The sequence below is a fragment of the Gilvibacter sediminis genome (genome assembly GCF_028561565.1).
GTDB lineage: Bacteria > Bacteroidota > Bacteroidia > Flavobacteriales > Flavobacteriaceae > Gilvibacter > Gilvibacter sediminis.
Genome location: NZ_JAQQTE010000001.1, coordinates 951,697 through 976,965, shown reverse-complemented (window position 1 = coordinate 976,965; position 25,269 = coordinate 951,697). Strand labels below are relative to the sequence as shown.

21 protein-coding genes are annotated in these 25,269 nt (G+C 43.1%); 9 read left to right on the top strand and 12 right to left on the bottom strand.

Annotation, left to right across the window (positions count from 1 at the left end; genetic code table 11):
- Positions 1-75: 75 nt before the first annotated feature.
- The 4 genes from POW22_RS04445 to POW22_RS04430 are packed head-to-tail and all read left to right on the top strand — an operon-like array spanning position 76 to position 5,192.
- Positions 76-756 carry a TetR/AcrR family transcriptional regulator gene (locus tag POW22_RS04445; protein WP_272831417.1) on the top strand — a complete coding sequence of 227 codons (681 nt, stop codon included), beginning with the start codon at positions 76-78 and terminating at the stop codon, positions 754-756.
- On the top strand, positions 753-2,414 hold the full coding sequence (locus POW22_RS04440; RefSeq protein WP_272831416.1) for a peptidase domain-containing ABC transporter: 1,662 nt from the start codon (positions 753-755) through the stop codon (positions 2,412-2,414). The genes POW22_RS04445 and POW22_RS04440 overlap by 4 nt, the downstream gene beginning before the upstream one ends.
- Positions 2,415-2,420: 6 nt before the next feature.
- A complete protein-coding gene (locus POW22_RS04435; RefSeq protein WP_272831415.1) occupies positions 2,421-3,782 on the top strand; it encodes an HlyD family secretion protein in 1,362 nt (453 codons plus the stop codon).
- A 3-nt stretch (positions 3,783-3,785) separates the two neighbouring features.
- Positions 3,786-5,192 (top strand): TolC family protein, encoded by a 1,407-nt coding sequence (locus POW22_RS04430; RefSeq protein ID WP_272831414.1) that lies wholly within the window; start codon positions 3,786-3,788, stop codon positions 5,190-5,192.
- A 7-nt stretch (positions 5,193-5,199) separates the two neighbouring features.
- On the opposite strand, the gene POW22_RS04425 is transcribed toward POW22_RS04430, so the two are convergent.
- From POW22_RS04425 to POW22_RS04410, 4 genes are all read right to left on the bottom strand, one after another.
- The gene (locus POW22_RS04425; RefSeq protein ID WP_272831413.1) at positions 5,200-7,152 is read right to left on the bottom strand and encodes a cytochrome-c peroxidase; all 1,953 of its coding nucleotides are present in this window, start codon (positions 7,150-7,152) and stop codon (positions 5,200-5,202) included.
- A 115-nt stretch (positions 7,153-7,267) separates the two neighbouring features.
- The gene (locus POW22_RS04420) at positions 7,268-9,115 is read right to left on the bottom strand and encodes an alkaline phosphatase PhoX (RefSeq protein ID WP_272831412.1); all 1,848 of its coding nucleotides are present in this window, start codon (positions 9,113-9,115) and stop codon (positions 7,268-7,270) included.
- A 311-nt stretch (positions 9,116-9,426) separates the two neighbouring features.
- Positions 9,427-10,971 carry an FG-GAP repeat domain-containing protein gene (locus tag POW22_RS04415; RefSeq protein WP_272831411.1) on the bottom strand — a complete coding sequence of 515 codons (1,545 nt, stop codon included), beginning with the start codon at positions 10,969-10,971 and terminating at the stop codon, positions 9,427-9,429.
- 98 nt (positions 10,972-11,069) lie between these two features.
- Positions 11,070-11,294 (bottom strand): hypothetical protein, encoded by a 225-nt coding sequence (locus POW22_RS04410; RefSeq protein ID WP_272831410.1) that lies wholly within the window; start codon positions 11,292-11,294, stop codon positions 11,070-11,072.
- Positions 11,295-11,557: 263 nt separating this feature from the next.
- Between POW22_RS04410 and POW22_RS04405 the strand changes: the two genes are divergently transcribed.
- From POW22_RS04405 to POW22_RS04395, 3 genes are all read left to right on the top strand, one after another.
- A complete protein-coding gene (locus tag POW22_RS04405; RefSeq protein WP_272831409.1) occupies positions 11,558-12,004 on the top strand; it encodes a DUF4199 family protein in 447 nt (148 codons plus the stop codon).
- 366 nt (positions 12,005-12,370) lie between these two features.
- On the top strand, positions 12,371-12,865 hold the full coding sequence (locus tag POW22_RS04400; protein ID WP_272831408.1) for a T9SS type A sorting domain-containing protein: 495 nt from the start codon (positions 12,371-12,373) through the stop codon (positions 12,863-12,865).
- A gap of 10 nt (positions 12,866-12,875) precedes the next feature.
- Positions 12,876-13,874, top strand: coding sequence for a hypothetical protein (locus POW22_RS04395; RefSeq protein ID WP_272831407.1), 999 nt, complete (start codon positions 12,876-12,878; stop codon positions 13,872-13,874).
- A gap of 84 nt (positions 13,875-13,958) precedes the next feature.
- Here POW22_RS04395 and POW22_RS04390 read toward each other — a convergent pair whose 3' ends face one another.
- Entirely contained in the window at positions 13,959-14,099 is a 141-nt protein-coding gene (locus tag POW22_RS04390; RefSeq protein WP_272831406.1) for a hypothetical protein, read from the bottom strand.
- Positions 14,100-14,182: 83 nt separating this feature from the next.
- Positions 14,183-14,374 carry a hypothetical protein gene (locus tag POW22_RS04385; RefSeq protein ID WP_272831405.1) on the bottom strand — a complete coding sequence of 64 codons (192 nt, stop codon included), beginning with the start codon at positions 14,372-14,374 and terminating at the stop codon, positions 14,183-14,185.
- A 108-nt stretch (positions 14,375-14,482) separates the two neighbouring features.
- Between POW22_RS04385 and POW22_RS04380 the strand changes: the two genes are divergently transcribed.
- The gene (locus POW22_RS04380) at positions 14,483-16,675 is read left to right on the top strand and encodes an amino acid permease (protein ID WP_272831404.1); all 2,193 of its coding nucleotides are present in this window, start codon (positions 14,483-14,485) and stop codon (positions 16,673-16,675) included.
- Here the strand turns inward: POW22_RS04380 and POW22_RS04375 are convergent.
- The gene (locus tag POW22_RS04375) at positions 16,672-17,844 is read right to left on the bottom strand and encodes an MFS transporter (RefSeq protein ID WP_272831403.1); all 1,173 of its coding nucleotides are present in this window, start codon (positions 17,842-17,844) and stop codon (positions 16,672-16,674) included. The two genes, POW22_RS04380 and POW22_RS04375, sit on opposite strands and share 4 nt — an antisense overlap.
- A gap of 119 nt (positions 17,845-17,963) precedes the next feature.
- Between POW22_RS04375 and POW22_RS04370 the strand changes: the two genes are divergently transcribed.
- Positions 17,964-19,295, top strand: coding sequence for a M24 family metallopeptidase (locus POW22_RS04370; protein WP_272831402.1), 1,332 nt, complete (start codon positions 17,964-17,966; stop codon positions 19,293-19,295).
- 147 nt (positions 19,296-19,442) lie between these two features.
- Here POW22_RS04370 and POW22_RS04365 read toward each other — a convergent pair whose 3' ends face one another.
- The 5 genes from POW22_RS04365 to POW22_RS04345 all read right to left on the bottom strand — a co-directional run bounded on the left by POW22_RS04365 (position 19,443) and on the right by POW22_RS04345 (position 25,267).
- Positions 19,443-19,874: a response regulator gene (locus tag POW22_RS04365; protein ID WP_272831401.1), complete on the bottom strand. Its 432-nt coding sequence runs from the start codon at positions 19,872-19,874 to the stop codon at positions 19,443-19,445.
- Positions 19,801-20,955: a PAS domain-containing protein gene (locus tag POW22_RS04360; protein WP_272831400.1), complete on the bottom strand. Its 1,155-nt coding sequence runs from the start codon at positions 20,953-20,955 to the stop codon at positions 19,801-19,803. Before POW22_RS04360 ends, POW22_RS04365 begins: the two co-directional genes overlap by 74 nt.
- A gap of 20 nt (positions 20,956-20,975) precedes the next feature.
- On the bottom strand, positions 20,976-21,392 hold the full coding sequence (locus POW22_RS04355; protein WP_272831399.1) for a DUF7793 family protein: 417 nt from the start codon (positions 21,390-21,392) through the stop codon (positions 20,976-20,978).
- Between the two features lie 187 nt (positions 21,393-21,579).
- Positions 21,580-24,681 carry a sigma 54-interacting transcriptional regulator gene (locus POW22_RS04350; protein WP_272831398.1) on the bottom strand — a complete coding sequence of 1,034 codons (3,102 nt, stop codon included), beginning with the start codon at positions 24,679-24,681 and terminating at the stop codon, positions 21,580-21,582.
- Between the two features lie 391 nt (positions 24,682-25,072).
- Positions 25,073-25,267 carry a cold-shock protein gene (locus tag POW22_RS04345; protein WP_272831845.1) on the bottom strand — a complete coding sequence of 65 codons (195 nt, stop codon included), beginning with the start codon at positions 25,265-25,267 and terminating at the stop codon, positions 25,073-25,075.
- Between the last annotated feature and the right edge of the window lie 2 nt (positions 25,268-25,269).

The following is a 25,269-nucleotide window of genomic DNA, read 5'->3' as shown; positions in this document are numbered from 1 at the left end:
CCATTTCTTAATTAAAAGTTAAACTATTGCTACTTGATAGTGTTACTATTATTTTTGCGACGTATTATTTTAGACATGGAGAAATTATTTTCAAACTTAACGATCACGGTACACCCAAAGATCTACCTCAAAGACCCGGAGTCCTCAGATTTGGGCCTTCGCATTATTGAGCACAGCATTCTTTTGGTGGATGAGATCGGCTTTGAAGCTTTTACCTTCAAAAAGCTCGGCCAGCGTATCGGCTCCAATGAGAGCTCTATCTATCGCTACTTTGAGAACAAACACAAACTGCTGTTGTACTTAACCAATTGGTATTGGGGTTGGTTGGAGTACAAGTTGGTTATGGAAACCTATAGCATCAACAGTCCCAAAGACAAGCTTAAACAAGCTTTAGAAGTAATCACGCGTCCTGTTGAAATGGACGCCAGTTTCTCTCATATTGACGAGGTAAAGCTGGGACAGATCGTTGTCAATGAGTTTTCTAAAAGTTACCTCACTAAAGAGGTAGATGACGAGAACAAGGAAGGTTATTTTTCCATCTACAAACGTTTGATCCACCGTGTGCGCGATATGATCTTAGAAGCTTGCCCAGAATACAAACATCCAGCAAGCTTGGCCAGTACCGTAGTAGACGGTGCGCTCCACCAGCATTTTTTAATGGATCATTTCACCTCCATTACGGACTGTAAAAAAAGCAGTCCTCCAACAGTATTCTTTAAACATTTGGTCTTAAACACATTAAATATAGACGCATGAGTCAAAAAATAATTTACACCCCCTGGAAGCGGCTCACCGAGATGCTAGAACTGGACCGCAAAGATGTGCTCCAAGTGTTCTATTATGCGATCTTCGCAGGAGCAGTGAGCTTGTCATTACCACTGGGAATTCAAGCGATCATCAACCTTATTCAAGGGGCGCAGATCAGTTCCTCTTGGATAGTACTGGTAATTCTAGTTACGCTGGGGACGGCTTTTGTAGGAGCTTTACAGCTGATGCAGTTCCGCATCATTGAGAACATTCAGCAGAAGATCTTCACCCGTGCTTCCTTTGAGTTCGCTTATAGATTCCCGAAGATCCAATTGAGTGAGCTGAGAAACTACTATCCGCCAGAGTTAGCCAACCGCTTTTTTGATACCCTTACGGTACAGAAAGGATTGTCTAAGATCCTGGTAGACTTCCCCGCTGCGCTTTTACAGATCATTTTTGGATTGCTACTGCTGTCTTTATACCACCCGTTCTTTATTGCCTATGGCATTTTGCTGTTGCTTTTCTTGTACCTGCTTTTTAGAGTGACTGCCATGCGTGGAATGAGCAGTAGTTTGGAAGAGTCTAAGAACAAATATAAAGTAGCCCACTGGATTCAAGAAGTGGCCCGAACCGTGGTGAGTTTTAAGCTTTCTGGAAAAACGAGTTTGGCCTTGAGAAAGAATGACAACTTGGTTGTTGGCTATTTAGGTGCCAGAGAAAAGCACTTTAAGGTATTGGTGATCCAATTCATTCAGTTGATTGGTTTTAAGGTATTGGTAACAGCAGGATTATTGCTGATTGGAGGTATTCTGGTATTGAATCAGGAAATGAACATCGGGCAGTTCGTAGCTGCAGAGATCATCATTATTACCGTGATCAATTCCGTAGAAAAGTTAATCACAGGTCTTGAGACCATTTATGATGTATTGACCTCTTTGGAAAAGATCGGACAAGTGGTAGACAAAGAAATTGAACCACAAGAGGGTGATGAAAGCTTCTTGAACGCGGGTCATTTGGATATTGAACTAAAAGAGATCGGCCTTACCGTTCCTGGCCATAAACAGCCAATTCTTAAAGACATCAATCTAAACATTGTACCTGGTTCCAGAACTTGGATCAACGGAGAGAACGGTAGTGGTAAAACCACTTTACTGCGTGTGATCTCTGGGATCATTCCGCCGACTAACGGGCAGATGTTTGTCAACTCTGTGGCGCGTTCAACGATTCACTTAAGCAAATTTAGAGCCTTGGTAGGACAGACCTTATCAGAAGAATCTCCTTTTGAGGGAACCCTGCTGGAGAACATCACCTTTGGAGATGCAGACATTCCCCGTGAACGCGTGAACTGGGCCATTGAGAATGTTGGTCTGATGGAATTTGTTAAGTCCCTTGATGACGGAATTGATACCATACTCTATCCCGAAGGACGTCAAATCCCGCTCACCATTGGTAAGAAGATCCTTTTGGCACGCGCCATAGTACACGCGCCAAAACTACTCTTGCTGAAAGATCCTTTAGATCATTTCAAAGCTGAGGAAGCTCGCAGATTGCGCGCTTTCCTAACCGATAAGTCCCACCCTTGGACCCTGATCGTGGTGAGCCAGGATGAAGAATGGGGAGAATTTTGTGACACAACCATCACCATGGAAAAAGGTGCTATTAAATAGAAGATCATGTTAAACATCTCTCAAGAAAAACTCAATCAGAAAGTTTCTTTGGACAAGTACAAAGCAGCCGGTCTGGTTTTTCACAGAAGGCACTTTAAGTACTTCAACAGATTCCTAAAGATCTTTGCAGTTATCTTTTTAGTGGTCATGTTCTTGCCTTGGACGCAAAATGTGTCGGGTAATGGATTCCTGACCACTTTAGCTCCAGAGGTTCGCCCGCAGACCATACAGTCTCCTATACCTGGAACTGTAGCAAAATGGTATGTACAAGAAGGTGATTTTGTGAAGAAAGGCGATACCATTCTTCATCTAACGGAGATCAAAAGCGAATACTTTGACCCCGAGTATTTGGCCCGAACCGGTCGTCAGATCGATGCCAAATCCTTGTCATCAGAAAGCTATGAAAGCAAAGTACAGGCCTTGGAAAATCAAATATCTGCGTTGTATCAAGAACGAGGATTGAAAACACAACAAGCCAAGATCAAGATTCAACAAAATCAGTTCAAGGTAACTAGTGACAGTGTTGATCTCATTGCTGCTCGCATCAATGACAGTATTGCCATTGCACAGTATAAGCGAACCGAAAGTCTATTGACAGAAGGATTAAAATCCAGAACGCAATTAGAGGACAAACGTCAAAAGGCGCAAGAGACTGCAGCGAAACTCATCGCGCAACAAAACAAGCTTTTGGCCAGTCGGAATGAATTGATCAATTCCCGCATTGAACTCAATAGAATTCAGGCAGAATATGCAGACAAGCTCGCCAAGGCAGAAAGTGACAAGTTCACAGCAGCCTCGAGTAAGTTCAGCACAGACGCTGAAGTAGCAAAACTACAATCGGAGTACGCGAGCTTTGAGGTCAGATCTGGACTCTATTATGTAAAAGCGCCGCAAGACGGATATATCAACCGCGCTATAGTAGGCGGTGTGGGTGAGACCATTAAAGAGGGCGATCCCATTATTCGTATTATGCCGAGCGGATTCAGCATGGCTATTGAAACCTATGTAAGTCCAATTGACATTCCGTTGATTCACGTTGGAGAGCAAGTTCGTGTACAGTTTGATGGCTGGCCAGCGATCATCTTTAGTGGATGGCCTAATGTGTCTTACGGAACCTACGGTGGAGTTGTGGTGGCAATTGATACTTACATTAGTGATAACGGTAAATACCGCGTACTGATCGCCCAAGATCCAAACGACCACGAGTGGCCTGAGGAGCTGCGTGTGGGCTCTGGAGCTTTTACCCTAGCCCTCTTGAATGATGTACCGATCTGGTTTGAACTCTGGCGACAGCTCAACGGATTCCCACCAGACTACTATCTGCCAGAAGGCGCAGAAAAGAAAGAATCGACCAAAAAGAAGAAATAAGTAATGAAGCTAAGATTGCACCTATTGATCGCCCTGCTTTTAAGCATAAGCGGTTTGCAGGCACAAAGTGATACGCTTTTACTGAGCTACCGCGAGTATTTGGGGTATGTGAAAGAGTATCATCCGGTGGCCAAACAGGCCAAACTTGTGTTGAGCAATGCCGAGGCAGAATTGCTTAAGGCCCGTGGCGGATTCGATCCGAAGATCGAGGTCGATTACGATCAGAAACAATTCAAAGGCGATGAGTATTACGATATCCTCAACGCTACTTTCAAAGTACCAACTTGGTACGGAATTGAGCTTAAAGCTGGTTTTGAGGAGAACGAAGGGATCTTTTTGAACCCAGAACGCTCCGTTCCAGAAAACGGCTTGTACAATGCAGGACTTTCAGTTTCTGTAGCTCAAGGATTACTGATCGACGAGCGCAGAGCACAATTGCGCCAAGCCAAATTCTTTGTGGAGCAGTCCAAGCAAGATCAGACCTTATTGGTCAACGAACTGCTTTACAAAGCCAGTGAAGCCTATTTTGATTGGTTGCAGGCCTACAAACAGGTCTTACTGCAACGCGAGTTCTTGGTCAATGCGGAGCAGCGATTTAGAGGTGTGAGATCCAGCGCTTTGTTGGGAGATGTGGCCATCATTGATACTGTGGAGGCGAAGATTCCTGTTCAAAACCGATCCTTACTTTTAGAGCAGGCGCGAATCGCACTGAATAATAAAAGGCTCGCTTTAAGTAACTATCTGTGGATCTCTAACAACATCCCCATGGAAGTACAGGAAGATGTAATTCCTGAGGAGACTTTGGAGGTAACTCTAACTCAGACCTTAGGCGTATCTCCGCTAAATACCGAGGAATTTGACCTTAGCAATCACCCAAAATTGCTTTCCTTGCAATACAAAGGCGAGGCTTTAGAGGTGGATAGACAATTCAAGGCCAATAATCTGTTGCCACGGATAGACCTGGAATTCAATGCCCTGAGCACGACACCAGACAGAACCGAAACCTTTAACAGCAACGATTACAAATTTGGGATCAATGCCAGTTTCCCCTTGTTTTTGAGAAAAGAACGCGGTGCACTGCGTATGGCCAAGTTTAAAATACAAGACAACGAATTTGAGCAAAATTTAGCCCAAATAAGTATTGCCAACAAGGTAGAAGCCCTGCAACAGGAGTTGACCTCTTTGCGCGAGCAGATCAACATCAATGAGAATATGGTTAACGCCTACACGCAGATGCTCAATGCGGAGATCAGAAAGTTCAGCTTTGGAGAGAGTTCGGTCTTTTTGATCAACAGCCGAGAGCAGAAACTGGTTGAAGCTCGGGTTAAGCAAATCAAACTAGAACAGAAATACTACAGCGGTTTCGCTAAGTTGTTCCAAGCCTTGGGAATTACTGAGGTTGAGCTTTAAAATAGTGCTATCGACCCAAAGGACGTACGTTTACCTCATTGGCTTCAAAGTCTCTTGGTAAGGATGATGGAGGATTAAATCCACCATCATCGGTCAGTGCTTGCATAAAGGCAATCAATTGATCGATCTCCTGCTGAGTCAAGCCTAAAGGATCGCTGGCTAGCGTTTGATGCTCCAAATCCATTCCGGCACCGGCACCTCCACCTAGGTTGTAGAATTCCATCACTTCTTCTAAAGAATTAAACACGCCGTTGTGCATATATGGACCCGTCAGTGCTATATTCCTGAGGGTTGGCGTTTTAAAAGAATTGCTGTAGAAATCTGCTTTTTCCTTTTCCAGACCATTACCCCGTCTTCCTATATCTGCATCTAAAATCCAAGGTTTTTGATTGCTCATTGGGATACCCAGCACCTCAGATTCGGACTCGTTGAACAAAGGCGGGACCGTTCCAGAAAACAAAGGCATAAAATGACAGGTGGCACAGGCCGCCTTGCCCGTAAAGAGATTGAAACCTTTACGCTGTTCGGCAGTCAACGCTTTGGAATCGCCTGCAAAGAAACGATCCAAAGCAGAATCATATCGATTGAGCTTCATGACATAAGCCGCTAAGGCGTAGTCAATATTGTTAATGCGCAGGCCTTTGGCTTGCTCTGGGAAGGCCTCAGCAAAAAGCTTGCTGTAGGTTGGACTGCTGCTGAGTTTGTTTAGAATATCTCGGTAGTTGGTATCAAATTCATCCTGACTCAACACCACATGTTCAAACTGATCCTCAAGGCGTTTGGCGCGCAGATCGTGAAAATAACCCGTAGCATAGATCGCATAATTCAAAGTCAGTGCATTGCGCTTGAGCGGTTCGCCCTGATTGGATAAACTCTTAGGCACGCCGTCTGTAAAAGCCCTTTTAGGGTTGTGGCAACTCGCACAAGACATTTCGTTGTCTGCAGATAGTACAGGATCGTAAAAAAGTAGTTTTCCCAAAGCGGCTCTTTGATCAAAAAGGCTGTCATTGGGCACGCTGGAATAATAGAAAGGGTCTAGTAAATTAGGGCTAAAAAGACTAGTTGCCTCGTAATTCACAGCAGGCAAATAACGGCTCACTTCTTCAATGGTCTCGTAACCTAAACTCAGGTGAATATCCAACAATAATTTGTAGATCGGATTCGCAACTTCATTCAAAAAACGCAATCGGTCAAAACGATCAAAATCACCTTTCGCAGTCTTAGCAATGCCCTGGTCAAAACGCTTGGACAATTGATCCCACAAAGGCAGTTGATTTATGTTTTGGAGCTCACTTTGATAGTAGGCGGCATAACTCTTCAAACTTTGTAAAACTTGATGGGCATCCCCAATACCCATTAAAGTTCCTGGAGTATCAAAACCTGTTATTCCTAAAGTCATTAGACGTAGCATGGCCTGTCTACTGGATTCAAAAAATTGACGATCCGTAAACTTTCTAGACGTAAGAAATTTGGTGAGAATTTCTGTGTTCTTTAGAAGTAATGCGGTTTGTTCTTGCAAGGCTTCTAAATCCAAAGTAGCGGCTCCCATAAGCTCGTCAATGACCTGTAGGCCTTTTGGTTCTAAGACCACATGTTCGGCCACTTTAGGCTCCAATTTAGGAAGTGGTGCCCCATTGATATTGCGATCCACAGCTTCCTTATCGAGGTATTCAAGCATGAATTCGATTTGCTTGTAACTGCCTCTTAATTTTTTATAATCCCTTTGCAAGGCAAGGGTATCACCCACTTGGGCATACTGGTCAAAACTAGCGGTTTGAGCCTTCCAGTATTGAAGTTCTTCTTGGAACTTTTGATTTAAAAAGCCAATGGCTTTGGCTCTGTAACTGTCTGCTTTGTTAACATGAGGCTTGCTGGCAGATATCAGCAATAAAGTAAGCAGAATACTTACCAACAGAAGAAGATTGTCTGATCGAAATAAGCGAGTAATTCTTTTGAGCATAATAGCAATCATTTTGAGGTACGCTTTAGCAGTTCAAGTCAACTGCTGAAATTATCATTGATTTCCAAGCCGGAGACCATACAGCCTCCGGTGCTTGGAATCAACTTGAAAAAAATTACTTGATTAGTAATTTCTTAGTTTCTCCTTCTGAAGTCTTCAAGAGATAAGTTCCAGTAGAGAATCCTGCGATGTCAATAGAACGCACATCGCGATATACGGCAACACGACGCCCAGTGATGTCGTAAAGAGCAACATCAGCAACTTGGTTGAAGTAAACAATACGCTCTGTTGGGTTTGGATAGATGATAAACTCGTCTGTGTCCAAATCAAACTCTGGCGCAGCCAAAGTTTCCAAAGCTCCTGAATCATCAAAACCAGTAATGGCGAAAGTCAAAGAGTTGTTGTATGGGAATGGGTTAGAAGTGTCAGGATGCTGAGAGTTAACCAATACAGACTTCCCATCAGCAGTTCCAACGGCTCCAGTGATCTCAGCTCCACGTGGAGTTTGAGTCAAACGGATCAAATCGTCTAAAGTTGGGCTGGCAATATCCAAATCCAAAACATACATCTCACACATACGATCGTCTGGATACTCCAATGGTGTACGACCAAAAGAAGTTCCGTTAAGGTCTTCTTGAATCAATAGGTAACGCTTGTCTTCACCAGCAACGTTTGTGTAAAGAATGCTAAGTCCATCAGGGTTAGACAGGTGCTTGTTCGGGTAATCTGCCACAGCAGGAGAAGTCTCAAAGTAAGGTCCACCTTCCATGAAAACAGTTACCTCTTGTGTTGCTGGATCAAATTCTAGAATACGTCCGTAGTAATCCCAGTAAGCAGCATCGTCAGGTCCAGTAGCGCCTTGAGCAATAGCTCTAGCGATATGGTGTGGTGCGTAAACGGCTCCAGCAGCAGCCTCATCTGCCCAGCGAGAAGCAGGATTATCACGACCCGTCTCTGTCATATATACTTTTCCTGTTTCTTTGTCTAGAGTTACCCACTCCAAACGGTTGAACATAGTAGCTCCTCCAGAAACAGCCTCCGCAGCAAACTCAAGCATCTTGTCAAAATCGTTAGAATCGATCTCTACCCATGGATCTCCACCGGCATCGTGCTTGAATACATAAAGGGTTCCTTGGGTAAAGTCTCCGGCTACGTCAGCAACAAACTTGGTAAAGAAACCAGGAGTAGCATCTGCTCCTAAGTATACCGTTCTGTTGTCTACCGCAACGGCACCACCTTCAAACGGCTGACGCCCCCAGTTGTATTGCTTACGGATCGCTTTGGCTTCACGAGGATCGATCTCAACCATCCAGTTGAAGTTTTGATACTTCTCAATGGTTTGGAAGTTGGCCATTTCAAATTCAGTATACTTAATAGTATAATCAGAAATATCACGAACACCGGTTCCATCAAGGAAAATACTCGCGTTGTCCGTGCGGAACCACTCTTCTGCAGTCCAAATACGTCCGTCTACAACAGAAGTAATACCTCCACAGTTCATCCCGGTCTCTCCTACATTAGAAAAGTCTACGTTGAAGAATTCTCCACTACGTCCGTCAGAAAGTGTTTGTGGAATAATGTAAAGGGTGTCGTCTGAAGGGTTACGACCTAAAAGGAAGGCAGTCATACCACCTCCATCACCGATCTTATCATCGGCCAAAATACGCTCGTGGTTTACAGAAACCCATCCGATCGCGTTTGGATCATCCACACAATCCGTAGCAGAAAGTGGGGTAAATCCAATAAAGTCATGCCATTGTTTGGCAGGTACAGCTTCATTCTCTCCGGTTTGAACAAGGTCCTCACCTCCAACGAATAAAACTTGGTATTGAAAAGGAGAAGGAGGAATTACAACTTCTACAGCCTCCCAATCCGTCTCAACTGCGGCAGCAGGAAATTCACTTTGAGCCAAACCTAAGTTACTGAGAACAAGGGCCATGAGGCTAAGTACTTTTAATTTCATCTGTTTGATTTTTAGTTATTAAGGGTTAAATGAACACCCTAAACTTAGCTTGGCTTTGTTAGGAAATTCTGAAGAGAATTTGAATAAAGGATTAGCCTTGTGTTAAGCGGATTAATCTTTGATTAGCAGATTTAAATAAAGTCGGATCTAGAATTAACCTTTTCTTGAAAAGAGCGAATTGTGGTTATTCCGTATAAATTGGATTAGGCAAGACTATAGTTAAAAATAGGTATGCCAGAGTCTGAAAAGAAATTGTTAACAGAGAAAGGAGCGGTTTTTATTTAGAGTAGGTCTAAATAGCAAATCGACTTTTATCGACTTGTATTTTTAAGCAGCATAAAGGGAAGACCTTCTTGCATCCACCGTTGGACGAAGCCCAATTTTGGCACTACTTCAAAGGCCAATGAGCCCATTACAAGGTCAAGATCGCCATCGCGGTCGTAATCAGCTGCATCCATAACCACCCAACGCCCGGAATTTGCAACCTCCAAACCGTGGGGCTCAAAGACATTTTCATTTTGTTCAAAGTATACAAAGCTCTCTTGTGGACTGTTTGCCCAATCAGGAAAAAAGGCGATTGCAGCAATATCCTGATCACCGTCCATATCAAAATCGGCCACCACAGCATTGTAGGCGCCATTTAGATGTTCAAAGACCTCTTGTTTAAAACTGTTATCACCCTTATTAAGAAATACATAGACGCCGTGCCAAGGTTTCATTAATGGCTTGTAATCTGCATTATCTCCAGCGGTAAGAAGGATATCTAAATGACCGTCAGCGTTGTAATCTATAAGGTTCATAAAACTAGAGCCCATACTCGGAGAAAATTGAAGCACGCGCTCCCGGGTAAAGTTGGCTTTGCCGTCATTATAGAAAATGTCAACGCCTTCATTACCTTGAGCAAATAGGGCAACAATATCTAAGTGACCATCAGCATTCATATCGCGAAAGTAGGCTTTGATCGCTCCGGGTTCTGGGTGTAAAACCCGCCTTACATACCCATTGGCGCCAGTACTAAGGTGAAAAGTTAGTTGACCCGTCCATTTTCCGAATTCACTAATGACCATATCGTCAACTCCATCACCATTGAGATCTGCGTAGTCTGTGTGAACAGGACGCTGCAAGTTCTTCACAGGTTGAACGGCCTGTCTTCCTTGCTTAGGTATGCGAATAATTGAGCCCAAAGCGGCATCCGTCGGTGCAAATTGTCCCATAGAAGTCATCCAATAATCCTCTGGAGTTTCTCTAATCCATACGAGCCCTTCTTGTATGGTTGCGGTTTGTTTTAGTTCTAAGTCAGCGGAGAAAACAGAGAATGAACGCGTATTAGCATCTCCTATATATATAGAGCCCGACTTGTTGAAATGAGCTAAAGTTGTGCTTGGAATTTGGACTTTTAGCTCAGGACGCTTAACCTCAAATGGCAATTGTCCCAAAGTGAGTTGTTTGGGCTTCGGATAACTTAAGGTATCTGGCGCATAGTTGAGATAATAGGCTGCAATATCATTCCAGACACTATCTGGCATGGTTTGCCTGTCTGGAAATAAACCACTTGCCCGGAGTCTCTCGCCTCCCGCACCTTGTTCAAAAAATGAAGCACGAGTCAAGACTGAATCATAACGACCAAACATGGCCGCCATTCTAGGAAGCATATAATTCTTCCAAGTATCGCGATCTAATAAAGTTGGTTCTGGAAAAGCATGACAGCTCGTACAATAAAGGGTTGCATATTTTTGGCCATTTTCTGTAGCTGATTTTACTGAACCTTCCTTTTTCGCTTCTGAATAGGACGGGTCTTGTTTGCAGCTAATAGATAAGCAAACACACAAAAGGAGCAAACTGAGTTTAGCGGTCATAGCTTCGGGATTCGTTTTTCCGAAATTCTACAATTATTACCAAGCCTAGGTTAGGAAATAGTTATAAAAAAAATCCGCTCGTTAAAGCGGATTTTTTATTAGGCTACTAAGGGTTTTCCTTTTAACCTTTTCTCTATTTTCTGTTTGATCACGGTGAGACGCTTCATGAGTTCCATCAGCTTCGCATCGCGATCTCTTTTATAGACTTCATTCACTCCCAAAATCAGCTCCTTTACTTCTCGTGAGGCGAGAATACGTTCTGACGTAGTTTTGAAAGAGTGCTTACGTTGCTCGAATTCGAGCGCTTTTTCAACTATATCCATTCGCAAATATTATGTGCTTTTTAGACAGTTTAAATATGGAGCAAAATACTTAAACAAAGGTTATTATAATGCGATTACTTATTAACAATTCTTATAGTACAATCGTCTTGAATAATCATAATTACGTATATTAACTACTACTTGCTAAGTCGTATCAATCGTGCCGCAGTTACTTGAAAAAGTGCATTTTAACAAAGCTTAACACCTTATTTCTTGGTTTTGTTTAGTTTTTTGCTATATTAATTAAACAAAAAATGAAAGCTATGATACGAACTTATTTAAAATACGGGGCAGCGATCGCCCTCGCTTTGATCGCATATTTCTTAACCATGAAACTTTTAGGCTGGCACGAGTCTCCCGCACTGAGTATATTTAACGGTGTGATCTATGGAGCCGGAATTCTCAGAGCTATGCAAGTATACAAGCAAAACAGCTCGCGCTTTACCTATGCCGATGGATGGCAGATCGGGTTCTTAAGTGGAACCGTAGCCACCTTTATATTTACAGCATTTATGGGCTTTTATATGTTAGAGCTCAATTCTGATTTTGCCAACGCAGTACTCGGAAACTGGGGAATCACTTATACCAATGGCGTAGTAGTGATGATGCTATCCACAGTATTGATGGGAATGTCCACCGCAATTGTACTCTCACTGACCTTTATGCAATTGTTGAAATCAACCCTAAATCCTAAAGGCATCAACGCCTAAAAAAGAAAAATTAAATGAAGACCCCTGCCTGCCAGGGGTTTTTTTATGCCCATTCATCATCTCTTACCCCACGTAAATAGGGCTAGTTTCTATTTTGCCTATTATATCTAAAACCAGACTGCAAGAGGTATTTCCCTAGAACAGTTCTTCTGTATACGCTCCTTAATAACAGGGGCTTTCTCCTTAAAATATTCAGGTAAAAACCCAAACCTAAAAGGGGTTTTATGTGTCTGTATATCAATATTTTAGCGGCGTTGTTTTTAACGACTTTATCTAGATAATCAGACCTTTAGCCCGTCTTAAAAGGCGGAGGCGAAGATCCCTTTTTCCCCACGCAATTACATATAAACCAATAACAATTAGACAATGAAAAGACTACTGTTTTTTTCAGTACTAAGCGTGCTATTCACGCTAGGTACTCAAGCGCAAAGTCTGAGTCAGACCGTAATGGGAAATTCTGGCGCCACGCTTAGTGGTGGATCTGGAACCTTGAGCTTTACCCTTGGAGAACCTGTGATCGGGTCGATCTCTAGTGGAGTTTCTTTGGATCAAGGATTTTGGAACGGCGCGATTCAAAACCTCATTTTAGATGTGGACGATTTCTCATTGGAGGGATCTACCACAGTCTTTCCCAATCCGGTTCGTGACCAATTGAACTTGAGCTTTAATGAGCTTCAGGGCGAGTGGTTCGATCTCAAACTTTACGATCTGAACGGCAGACTGATCTTCTCGCAAGAGCTTCAAAACCTCAGCAGAGAAGCGACCATCAGCATGAGTCAACTACAGGCAGGTGTGTATCTGCTTCAAGTTAAACTATCAGAGCAAAGCAGCTCTAAAACCTTTAAAATCATCAAACAATAAACTCGAAATCATGAAAACGAAATACACCTCTTTATCACTATTAGCCGCTCTGGCTATCACAGCAAGCAGCTTTGCACAGAGCGTTGAAGGCGTTGCGATCAATGCCTATCAAAAGATCGCCGACAATCCAAATCAATCAATTAGCCAACCCGATGTTACTCCAAAAGTCCTGGCAGCGGCAGAACTTATCAACTATCAAGCCGTTGCTAGAGACGGGAGTGGCGATCTTATTGTGAGCTCGCCCGTCACAGTTCAATTCCAAATTCGCGATGGTGCTGGAGGAGCAGCCGTATTCACAGAAACCCACAACCCAAACACCGATGAGAACGGAGTGTTCTCTGTGCAATTGGGCAGCATCTCTGCTTTAGATGCAGTAAACTGGTTAGATATTGATGCCTATCTGGCCGTAAGTCTTGATGGAACCGGTGTAGGAGAAACTCAAATTGGAAGTGTAGCTACTGCGCTTCACAGTAAGCAAAGCGGACAAGTAGTCTTGTTTGGATCTGGGACCACTAATCCAGATAAGATGATCGCACAGCATTCTCCCGCCTTTCCAGGTTGGGGTATTGGTTATGCTGATGTTGGAGATGACGTACAATTTCTAGCCGGCGGTACCGTAAATGCTTCAATTGATTTGGCCACAGGTAATATGGAGACCAACGGTTTTGTGGAGATCGTACAAACCACAGATTCACCACAGCCTAATCGTCTTTATGGAAATTCCATGGCCATTGCCTACGGGAGTATTGACTCTTTGGGTGGAATCTCTACTGGATATGGAATTGCTTCTGTGAACAATTCTGCAACTGGCGTCTATGAGATCACCTTAGATCTGGATTCAAACCCAGCCAATACGGTAGTGAACATTACCCCTTTTACCATTGGATTTGGTATTCCAGAAATTGCTGGATACGAAACCACAGGGGCTAATACTTTTACAGTTCGTATCCAAGATACTTCGGGAACAGCCAGAGATAGTGCATTTACTTTTGTAGTGTACGGACAATAGTCCTCAAACTCTTAAACAATCAAAACACCCGATCAAAGTCTTTAAAAGGTTTTGATCGGGTGTACTCTTTTTTTGTGCGAAAGACTATTCAGACTTCTTGTCCTCTTTTTCTTTTGCAGTGTTTTGAACGTGCTTCTTTGCCCGTTTTTTTAGTTGTTTGTTAAAACGAACACCATCCCCATGCATATCGGCAAGCGGACGGTCTATCATATACGGTTTTTTCATGTTGGCTTTTTCTTATTAAGATAAGCAACAACCGAGAAATTATGGGTTAATCTTCCGTTAAAACTGAACGGATAAACCTAAAATCAAGCGCTCAAAACGCAGTCTTCGCAAGACTTTACCTCACCGTAATAGGTCTTTCTGTATTTGTGAAGGGTTTGAACGGGTAGGCCTAAAAAGTAGCGGCGAATATAGACCACCTTTGTTCTCAATCTACCCATATTGGGATGGAATCGGTTTTCGTATTTACTGTTTCGTTGTACACTAATCACTTTCATTACTTGTAAATTTTAAGGTAACCTAAAATTATACGGTCCAATTCCAAGTTTGAGCTGTTAGAATTTTGTTAAGCCTTGTTTTGGGAATTCTACTATCTTGTATTGCCTATGCAAGAACCAACCCATAACCAGAAAAAATTCGGCACCTTTGGTGGGGTCTTTACACCCACCCTCTTGACCATTCTCGGGGTGATCATGTACCTCCGTATGGGCTGGGTAGTTGGTAATGCAGGTTTACTCGGCGCTTGGTTAGTGATTATTATTTCCTTTCTAATCACACTCTGTACGGCGCTATCCATGTCCGCCATTACTACCAACATAAGGATTGGAGCTGGAGGGGCATATGCCATCATCTCTCAGTCCTTAGGTCTTGAAGTAGGTGGAAGTTTGGGCATACCGCGCTATATCTCACAAGGCTTGGCGGTGACTATGTATATCTTCGGATTTAGGGAGGGTTGGCTCGGAATCTTTCCGGAACACAATGCATTCTTGGTAGATGTCTGCGTCTTTGCGGGACTGGTTACCATTGCCTACATCAGCGCTAATCTGGCTATAAAGATTCAATTTATCATCATGGTGATCATTATTGCCTCATTGGTGTCTATTGTATTGGCAGCCTATGACGGTTCCATGAGTATTCCAACCAGCGAAGCCTTGAGTTGGGGAAGTTTTAAGGGGTCTCCAGAGAACAATTTTAACGGCAGCAACTTTTGGTTGGTCTTCGCGGTATTCTTCCCTGCAGCAACAGGGATCATGGCCGGAGCCAATATGTCTGGAGAACTGAAAGATCCACGTACCAGCATTCCTAAAGGCACGCTGTGGGCCATTGGAGTGAGTTTTGTGATCTATATGCTGCTTGCTTTTTGGTTAGCCCGATCTGCATCAGAAGCGGAACTGATCTCCAATTACAACATCATTATAGAAAAGGCCTACGTAGGCCCGCTGATCATTGCAGGTATACTAGGGGCTACCTTTTCATCTGCCTTGGCTTCCTTGGTGGGTTCATCTAGAATCCTCTTTGCTATGGGAGAACATCAGGTGCTTCCCAAGTCTAAGTTCTTAGCAGGAACCTCAGCCAACGGTCAACCTAGAAACGCAATGGTGGTAACCGGGATCTTGATCTTTGCAACCATGCTATTGCGCAACCTGAATGCAGTAGCGCCTTTAGTAACCCTTTTCTTTTTGGTGACCTACGCCATGATCAATATAGTAGTGATCATTGAGCAAAATTTAGGCTTGATCAGTTATCGACCCCTATTCAAAGTACAACGTTACGTCCCTTGGATGGGACTGATATCCTCAGTCCTTGCTATGTTCATTATCAACCCAACCATTAGCTTGGTGACCATCGGAATCGTATTGGCTGTGTATTGGTACCTCTCCAGGCAAAACCTGGAAACTCCCTTTGAAGATGTACGCTCAGGGCTCTTTGTGTCCTTTGCTGAATGGGCTGCGAAACATACTTGGGGCATGAAAAAAATGCAACAACGCGCCTGGAAACCCAACCTGATGGTTCCAGTCCGTGACCTCACAGGCGCACGCGGAAACTTTGATTTTCTAAGGAATATTGCACATCCAAAAGGTTCTATTAAACTGTTGGGAATAGAGCCGAGCTCAGAAGGCAGCACTATGGGAGACGAGCTGGAATGTTTAGCTCAATCGTTTCGGGAAAAGGAGGTGTTCTCCAGTTGGACCATAATAAACACTACTGAATTTGCAAAAGGGGTGAACTATGGAAATCAGGCCTTATTAGGCGCATTCTTTAGGCCGAACATTGTATTTCTAAACTTGCAGGCTCACGACGACTACGAGACGGAGCTGAGACCGGTTATCCGCGAGTGCATCAGACTAGAGATCGGCTGTGTGGTATTTCAACAACATCCAACAGCGCTTCTTGGTCAACGTGATACTATAAACGTATGGCTGAGCGATCGCAGAGATAATTGGAATCTGGGATGGGATATTGGAAACTTGGACCTCTCGACGCTACTCGCATACAAGCTGATGAAGAATTGGAACGCGAAGATCCGTCTGGTCATGGTCATTGCAGATGAAGGACAACGTGAAAACGCAGAAACTTTCATGAAACAACTCATAAGTCTTGCCCGATTACCCGATACGCTCATGGAGATCTTTGTTGGAAACTTTAGGGCGATCCTGGCCGATGCACCCCGGTCAGACCTCAATATCTTTGGTATGGATGCTGATCTGCGTTTTGAGTTTGTAGAGGAGATGACCCAAGCCACAAATTCTTCCTGTCTCTTTGTAAAGGACAGTGGTCACGAAAGTATTTTGGCCTAAGGCTTAGCCCCACCAAACCACAAGACCAACAAACCAATCGCTGGGCCAAAAGCCAAGACCTGGTACATATTGGTAGGACTGTACTTCAAGATCATGTCGCTGAGCAGTTGAATGCTAAAGATGGTTATCGCAAATCCTATACAATTCACAATGGTTAGTGCTGTCGCTTTATGCGCACCAGCGGCACTAAGTGCCACCATAGTCGAAAATAAAGGTGAATCTGCAATGACCAGCATGCCCCAAACAAGTAAGAACAGCAGAAAGAATGCCGGTCCGACCTTAAAAAATACAGGAGAGAGCAAACAGAAAATACCAGATCCCATCAGAGCGGTAAACGCAGTTTTTCTTAAACCGAAACGCTGAGAATAATATCCCGCAGCCACACAGGCCAAGCTGCCAATTCCTATTACGGCAAATGAAAAGGCAGTGATATTTAAATCGGCACTGGGATGCAACTGATTATAAGTTTCGATCATGATCGGCACAAAGGCCCAAAACGCATAAAGCTCCCACATATGCCCAAAGTAGCCAAAGGCCGCCGCCCTGAAATCTGCCCGCTTAAAAACACCAAAGAAAGCCGAAAAATCGGGTTTGATACTGGGCTTCCTATACGGACCATCAGGCACTAAAAAAAAGATAAGTAGCCCGCCCAGCACTGCGAGGGCAGAAATACTTATCAAAACCAGCTCAAAGGAATAGCCTACAGACATGGTTTTTATACCGTGTGGCAAAGCAGTACCCAAGACAAGAGCTCCTACCAAGTAGCCCAAGGATCTTCCGAGGCCAGTATTAAAGTAATCTGCGGCGATCTTCATCCCAACAGGGTAAATTCCTGCCAAAAAAAAGCCCGTGCAAAAACGCAAACTCAGAATGCTGTACAGGCTGTTGGTTTCCCAAATAAGAGCTAGATTAAACAAAGCGCCCAGCATCGCACTAACAAAAAATACTTTAGAAGGGGAGTAACGGTCTGCAAGGGTAAGAATTGCAAAGACCAAGGTTCCTGAAATAAAGCCTAACTGCACCGCGGCCGTTAAAGACCCTACGGCATTAGCACCTAAATTAAAGGCCGCAGCGAGATCTGACAACACTCCATTGCTGGCAAACCATAGGCTGGTGCAACAGAATTGAGCAATAACTATGACTGGTAAAATGTGCTTGGGAACCTGCATCAGATCTTCTAAAGATACACGAATTGTACATATGACAAGAGGCCTCTTAGAATTGAATAGGCTTCTCTAGGTCTTTGAATAATTCTGCAGTATTTTTAAACAAACTAAGTACACCAACCATGCAAAGAATATTCCTCAGCTGTCTGTGTTTACTCCTGCTGATCAGCTGCAAAGAAAATCCCGTTCAAAATGAAACTGCCGAGCGTATAGATACCGCAGCCTATTGGGGAGAAAATCCTTGGCCCGAAATACGTAAAGACCGCATTGACAAACTACTTCCGGAGGCTATGAAAGCCGCAGGAGTTGACTGTTGGATCGTGGTTTGCAGAGAGAACAACAACGACCCCATTGCCGACCATATCGGAGGAGAAAATGCAGGCGGAACTGCTGCCTTTTTGTTTTATTTGGATGCCGATGGCTTCCACTCTAAGGTGTACTCGCCATCTGGAGAATCTACAGCCTTGGCCGATCTAAAGATTCATGACGAAGTGGTACCCGTAGATAGAGGTGCCTCTGCTTTAGCACAAGCCGCTGATTTTATTAAAGCACAAGATTTCAAAACGATCGCGGTGAATTCTTCCGAGACCAATTCTACAGCAGACGGACTCTCATACACCCAGCGCAAAGAATTGGAGGGGCTCTTGGGCGATCAAAGTAACCGTTTGGTGTCTTCAACCGAATTGGTCTATCAATGGCTTTCCATAAAATTGCCACAAGAAGTTGACATCCTTAGAAAAGCAGCACAATTGACCGCCGATTGGCAAATTGAAGCGTATCAACAAGTGATGCCAGGCGTCTCAACAGATGCTGACATAGCGGCCTTTTTGAAAGCTAAAATGGCTGAATACGGAGTGACAGACGGTTGGGCCCCAGATCAAAATCCCAATGTGAACTCCGGCCCTGACCGCGGACATTCCCATGCCACAGATAAGGTGATCATGCCTGGGGATGTAATTCAGATCGATTTTGGCATAAAAGTTTATGACCGTTGGGTGAGCGACATTCAACGCTTTGCTTATGTATTAAAAGATGGAGAAACAGAATTACCTGAGGACATTGCTCATTATTGGGAAAGCGCTAAAGCAGGGAATCGTGCAGCTTTAGCGGCCATGGCTCCTGGAGTGAAAGGAATTGATGTGGATCGCGCACAACGGGTTCTTATGGAAAAAGCGGGTTCTGAGTACGTGATGTGGAGCACAGGGCATCCTGTAGGTTATGTAGCCCATGATGTGGGACCCAATTTAGGCGGATCGCAAGCTCCTTCTGTAAGACCTGCCTCTCAAAAGGAGTTAAAAGAAGGGATGACCTTTGCCTTTGACGGATTTCACGCTTGGAATTTAGATGCAGATAATATCAAGACCATCTCCGTAGAAGAGATGGCTGTAGTAGAGGCCGACGGTGCTCAGTATCTGATTTCCCCTCAAGAGGAGATGGTTTTAATAGGGAATTAACCCTCGCTAATGGCCTAAAAATCAAAAAGCCCATCTACGGGGATGGGCTTGCTGATCAGCTGTTGCTTCTTTTAGTTCACTAATCTTAAATAACGTAGGAAAAGAAGCTGCTGGGCGCGGGGACGAACATTTCGAATTTTAGCTGTATTAACCTGTCAAAACCCCGTTTCGTAAATTGGTAAATTGGGTACTTAATTTTTCTGATGAAAGTGGTTTGGTCAGATAACCTTTACACAAACTGTATTCTATGCTCTTGGCTAAATCATGCGCGCACTCAGATGATGTCAACATCAAGACATCTATCTGATATTTTTTAAAGAGATCCATATTCTCAAATTCTTCTAAGACCTCCCATCCATTCATATCTGGCATATTAATGTCCAAGATGACCAAATCTGGAATTGAACAGAATCTTCGGTTCAAAGAATTACTTAAGCCTTTAAAATAAGCTAAAGCACTCCCTCCATTTATAAATGGAGAAATCTTAATACACGGATCAAAATTCTTAATCAGATGCTGACTCAAACAATGAGTGGTCCTGTTGTCGTCTATGAGAACGATATGTTGAATGTTTTTCATTCGCCGTCTTCCTATTTTGATTCGGAAGACTTATACGAACTTCCGAACAATTATCTCTACTAACTTCAATATCTAAGCTGCCGTTAAACAGCTTGATGATGGTTTTCATCAAATAAACACTCATATCGATACGCGATAATTCGTGATCATTTAAAGTTTTGTACGGTAGTGGACTGTCACTCAACACCAAGTCTGGGATCAAGTGACTCACGGTAAAAGTCAGGATTAACTGTTCGGATTGATTCTCTGCTTTGAGGGATACTGAAGGTCCATCCTCTGGATGTTCAAGATATTCAAACTTGATCACGTAGCGAATAACTGCCTTGATCAGCGCTTTAAGTAGCGCTTCATTAGTCAGATAGGGGCGCTCGGCATCAACGTCTAAATGCAGAGAGAGATTTTCATATTTTTCACACTCCTTCAGTTCTTTATTTAATTGTCGTAAAAAGGAGTTTAATTCTATTTTGTCATCGGTATTGTAATCTGTCGAAAATATCGACACGGTTGTCAGATCATCCAAGAGCTGCTTGCCTCCAGTTAAACTTTCACACAACATATTTAGAAGGTGCTGAGACTCTTCATTTAAAGGTTGAAGTTTTAAAAGCTGGATCAAGCCTTGGGAAAAACAATAGGGGGCTTTTAGATTATTCTTGCATTGATCTAACATCAATTCCAAGGTCATCGATTTATTTTGTAAATCAACTTCAAGAGCCCGTCTACGTGAAATATCTACCATCACAACGGTGTAAACGGGCCCAGAATCGGTCTGCTGCGCGCGAAGCTCGAGTTCTAATGGGAACCGCGACCCATTACTTTTCAATCCTGTGAACTCATTGATTTCGCTATGGTCTACCCCCATAGACTTTTGCAACATAGTGACCAACTCCATATTTGAAGTTGAATTCTTATTCGTTTCTAAAAAATTGGCAAGTGGCTTCCCGATAACTTCAGATGTGTTAGTTCCGAACAGGCGCTCAGCGCCTTTGTTCCATCCTGTAATTCTCCCCTGTGCATCCAAGGTCACGAGAACCACCTTGCCAATCTCTAGCAGACTTTTGTTATTATACTCTCCTGTAATCATAATCCTTCTCTCTTAAACAATCATCCAAAAGTCTTGCTATAATCTCCAACATATCTGTCGCAAAACTCTCGTGCTTCATCGTGGGTCTTGCAAATCTGATATGGTGTGAACGGGTCGTAAATACGTTTGAATGAACGTATAGACAATACCGATCTTGTATCTTTTGCTACAAATGCGTCTGCGAGTCTTACACTGTAAAGTCTCTCGCTTTTGGCAAAATATCGAGCAGCAGCTACAGAATAACTTCCCCATGCCTCGGAAACATCGATCAAAAACGGGGTGCGTCTATTATCGCATAGTTCTATTATTGTATCAGCATAACGCTCTAGGGTATCTACAGAAACCACTCTATCACTTTCAACTGTATTAAAAGTGATCAACAAAACTCCATCTTCATATTGGAACTCTGCTTTCTCTAGAACGATATGTTGACTCATAACTGCCATCGATTGTTCTTTTATATGCCATTGGCGTACCAAACTCTATGACTGCCGTGCCAAAAAATATATATTTCTGATTATCAGTGTTTTAAAAAATACGAAAGGGGAAAAATCCTGTTTTTACAGTGACGGAATACCGTCGGGAAGAATATACAAAAGGTGTCGGTGACGGTATTCCGTCACTTTACGCAGGGCGTTTTATATCCAGTTTCTTCATGCGATCACGAAGCGTACTGGGTTTAATTTGCAGCAAACTAGCCGCACCATCATCACCATTGATCTTCCAATCGCATTGCTCTAATGCTTTGATAATATGTGTACGCTGGGCATCATCTAAAGAAACTATCCCCGTATGCTGTGAAATACTGCGGGATTTGTCTAGATTTTCTTGTGGTGTTTCAAACTCAACAATGCGTAGGGTTTCAGAATTGGATAAAATAACGGCGCGTTCCATAAGATTCTCTAGCTCGCGTACGTTACCAGGCCATCCGTAAGCACGTAGCTTCCGCATGGTAGCGTCAGAGATATATTCAATTTCCTTGCGGTACTTTTTACTGAATCGATTCACAAAGTGTTCAATAAGTACAGGAATATCTTCCGGACGATCTCGCAACGCCGGTACCTTAATAGGGAATACGTTTAGTCTAAAGTAAAGATCTTCTCTAAAACGGTTGTTGGCGACCTCTTCTTTGAGGTTTTTGTTGGTGGCCGCTATTACACGCACATCAACCTTGCGCACTTTAGGGTCGCCCACTACCTCAATTTCACCTTCTTGCAAGAATCGTAATAATTTAGGCTGCATATTCATAGGCAATTCGCCTATCTCATCCAAAAAGATCGTTCCGCCGTTGGCCAGCTCTACTTTACCTTGTTTATCAGATGTAGCGCCCGTAAAGGCTCCTTTTTTATGCCCAAAAAGCTCACTTTCTATAAGCTCGTTTGGAATGGCCCCACAGTTAACCTTGATCAATGGTGCATCTTTTCGATCACTTAAGTTGTGTACGGCACGCGCCAACAATTCCTTACCGGTTCCTGTTTCTCCTAGTAATAGCACAGTTGCCGTTGTGGGAGCCACCTGTTCAATAGTGGTCAAAACATCACTAAACACAGCACTTGAATAGATCATATCTTCAAAATTGAAGCGCATTTCAATTTCGTTTCTCAAATAAACGTTTTGATCTTGTAATTGATCTTTAAGCTGATTGAGCTCATCTACCGTAGTGCTCAACATTAAATTCACGGCCTGTAATTTAACTTCCGCCTTTTTACGTTGATCACTTTGGATGATCATTGAAACCAGACTGGCAATAGAAGTGGCGAAGTGTTCTTCTTCAGAACTCCAGATTCGCATAGGACCTACATGTTCAAAGACCAAGATTCCGTATTCTGTATCTGTCCCTTGCACCAAAACGTCCATACAGGAAGTGATGCCGTTGGGTTTGAGATAATCCTCGGCAAAACTCTTGGTAAACTCGTGATTTTGCGAGTTGGTCACCGTAATGGTCTTGTATCGCTGTAAAGACTCAAAATAAGCCTTGTGATCTTTGGCTAATAGTACACCGCCATTGGTGTGTTCCCCCGTAGAGGCTGTATATAGATTCTCACACCAAGCCTCTGACTGGTCTTTGTTCAATCGCCAAATGCTTACGCGTTCTACATTAACCACATCTGCAGCTAAAGAAGTTATGCGTTTTAAAGCGTGATTAAAATCGATTCCAACCAAACCAGCCAATTCCAAAACTGCATCTTTCTTCCTTCTGGAACTAACCGCCAACATTTTTTGACTTTCAATGAGTCGAACCTGATCTGAAATATCTTGAATGGTGAAAAAGTGAGCGATCACGGCACCATCCTTATCACGAATGATCGCGTTTTGAACAGAGACCGGAAAACTACTTCCGTTCATACGTTTCAATTGTGCGTCAAATCGTGGGTAACTTATACCTTGTTGCACCTGAAAAGCACAGGATTCAAAGTCTTTTAATGAGGATTCGCTGATGAATTTAAACGGCATGGCCGTTCCTATCAAATCTTCAGAATCTACACCTATCATTCTACAAAAAGCAGGATTCACGTCAATAATGATAGATTCCAAATCCATAACCAACAAGCCTTCATGCAAGGAGTTGATCAAGGATTCTGAGAATTCATTAGCGAGTCTGAGTTTATTTTCAAACTGATATCGTTCTGTAATGTCTGAAATGGAACCCACATGTGCCGTAATCTCTCCGTGTTCATCACGCAAATGAGTTACAGACACCAAGGCAGGAAAACGCTCACCATTCTTTCTCATGAACGTCAATTGAACAGCCTTATTGGTTTTGTCCATAATATTTTTGAACGAGTCCACTATGGCGTCCATATGCTCAGGCGGCCAATAGGGAAAAGGCGGGCGTATCCCAATGATCTCTTCTCTGGTGAATCCAATCATATCCAAAAAGGCAGGATTGGCATCCATAAACAGACCTGTGGGATCTATAATGATCAAACCTTCTTGAAGCCCATTGATGATTCTGCTGCTAAATTCCCGTTCGTTTTCTAAGAGTCGCTCGGACTGCTTTATGGCAGAACGATCGCGAACCACGGTCACCACAGAGCTAACCTCTCCTTCATCATTCCGAAGTACAGAAATAGAGATCGATACAGGAAATGGGCTTCCATCCTTATGAATAAATGTTGCTTCAAAAAAACGACTGTCATCTTCTTTTCCGGAAACGCGTGCGTCTATCAATTCATTGAAGAATTGTTTGGGCCAATGATAGGGTGGAATGGTTCCGAGGATCTCATCACGCTCTATACCCGTCATTTTCAGATAGGCATCATTCACATCAATCACCATCATGTCTTTGTTGGTGATCACAACCCCATCCTTGAGGTTTTGAATAAACTGCTCCTTAAAACGCTGTTCCTTATTGAACAGGTCGATAATATCTTTAGGACCGAGGTTATAACTGAGCGATGCTAGTGCATAGTCTTTGTCGGAGGTGGGTTTGATCTCTAAACTTGCAAATACCTTCCGGCCGTCCTTAAAGGTCAAAGAAAGCAGTTTGTTGATATCACCCGAATGTGCAGAGATTGATTTGGCAAAGGAGTCCTGCTGCCCGTTTCGGAAAGCAAAGAGTACACTCCACTGTTTTTCTATTAAGACTTGAGAGGTATATCCTGTCAGCATCTCAAATGCCGGATTCACCGCAACGATCCTTGCCGTTTGAGTCTCTAGGACAATTTGCGGTTTAACCTGCTTGACGAATTGATCTTCCTCAGCCCTCTTTAAAAAATAGGCCATAACGCATTGGTTTGGTTTAAAGCAGCTTAAATCATCCCTACCAAACGGGGAATAAACAGTTGCCTTGCGGCTAAAACGCAAAGGATAACTTAACAAATGATTTCAACCAGGATTGGATTGAAAGCGTTGGGGGGGGATGAATTAAGTTAGTTAAAGATACTTTATTCTGAACAAATCAGCTTAAAAAGCGGAATTAAGACACTCTTGAATCTCAATTTTAACATATCCCTAACAATTGTCAATTCAACACATTAGGTGTGGGAAAACATGCTGATTTTAAAGGATAGCCAACAATTACACAGCCTAAATCTATGTGCTAAAAACAAAAAAAGCCCATCCAAGTGGATAGGCTTATCAAAGTATTCCAGCACAAGCTGGACTAATGTCGTAATTATTCTACCAATGCAACATTGACGGCGTTTAGGCCTTGTCTGCCTTGAGCTACCTCGAATTGCACCTTGTCGTTCTCTCTTATATTATCTATAAGTCCACTCATATGAACGAATAAATCTTCATTATTGTCTTCTGGTGAGATAAATCCGAACCCTTTAGTTTCGTTAAAAAATTTTACAGTTCCTTTTTTCATGT

Coding starts and splice junctions, on each gene's coding strand:
- POW22_RS04405 (WP_272831409.1), top strand. CDS start 11,558: ATGATACGAACTTATTTAAAATACGGGGCAGCGATCGCCCTCGCTTTG.
- POW22_RS04365 (WP_272831401.1), bottom strand. CDS start 19,874: ATGAAAAACATTCAACATATCGTTCTCATAGACGACAACAGGACCACT.
- POW22_RS04370 (WP_272831402.1), top strand. CDS start 17,964: ATGCAAAGAATATTCCTCAGCTGTCTGTGTTTACTCCTGCTGATCAGC.
- POW22_RS04375 (WP_272831403.1), bottom strand. CDS start 17,844: ATGCAGGTTCCCAAGCACATTTTACCAGTCATAGTTATTGCTCAATTC.
- POW22_RS04430 (WP_272831414.1), top strand. CDS start 3,786: ATGAAGCTAAGATTGCACCTATTGATCGCCCTGCTTTTAAGCATAAGC.
- POW22_RS04390 (WP_272831406.1), bottom strand. CDS start 14,099: ATGAAAAAACCGTATATGATAGACCGTCCGCTTGCCGATATGCATGGG.
- POW22_RS04420 (WP_272831412.1), bottom strand. CDS start 9,115: ATGAAATTAAAAGTACTTAGCCTCATGGCCCTTGTTCTCAGTAACTTA.
- POW22_RS04415 (WP_272831411.1), bottom strand. CDS start 10,971: ATGACCGCTAAACTCAGTTTGCTCCTTTTGTGTGTTTGCTTATCTATT.
- POW22_RS04355 (WP_272831399.1), bottom strand. CDS start 21,392: ATGAGTCAACATATCGTTCTAGAGAAAGCAGAGTTCCAATATGAAGAT.
- POW22_RS04380 (WP_272831404.1), top strand. CDS start 14,483: ATGCAAGAACCAACCCATAACCAGAAAAAATTCGGCACCTTTGGTGGG.
- POW22_RS04395 (WP_272831407.1), top strand. CDS start 12,876: ATGAAAACGAAATACACCTCTTTATCACTATTAGCCGCTCTGGCTATC.
- POW22_RS04345 (WP_272831845.1), bottom strand. CDS start 25,267: ATGAAAAAAGGAACTGTAAAATTTTTTAACGAAACTAAAGGGTTCGGA.
- POW22_RS04360 (WP_272831400.1), bottom strand. CDS start 20,955: ATGATTACAGGAGAGTATAATAACAAAAGTCTGCTAGAGATTGGCAAG.
- POW22_RS04425 (WP_272831413.1), bottom strand. CDS start 7,152: ATGCTCAAAAGAATTACTCGCTTATTTCGATCAGACAATCTTCTTCTG.
- POW22_RS04440 (WP_272831416.1), top strand. CDS start 753: ATGAGTCAAAAAATAATTTACACCCCCTGGAAGCGGCTCACCGAGATG.
- POW22_RS04385 (WP_272831405.1), bottom strand. CDS start 14,374: ATGAAAGTGATTAGTGTACAACGAAACAGTAAATACGAAAACCGATTC.
- POW22_RS04350 (WP_272831398.1), bottom strand. CDS start 24,681: ATGGCCTATTTTTTAAAGAGGGCTGAGGAAGATCAATTCGTCAAGCAG.
- POW22_RS04400 (WP_272831408.1), top strand. CDS start 12,371: ATGAAAAGACTACTGTTTTTTTCAGTACTAAGCGTGCTATTCACGCTA.
- POW22_RS04410 (WP_272831410.1), bottom strand. CDS start 11,294: ATGGATATAGTTGAAAAAGCGCTCGAATTCGAGCAACGTAAGCACTCT.
- POW22_RS04435 (WP_272831415.1), top strand. CDS start 2,421: ATGTTAAACATCTCTCAAGAAAAACTCAATCAGAAAGTTTCTTTGGAC.
- POW22_RS04445 (WP_272831417.1), top strand. CDS start 76: ATGGAGAAATTATTTTCAAACTTAACGATCACGGTACACCCAAAGATC.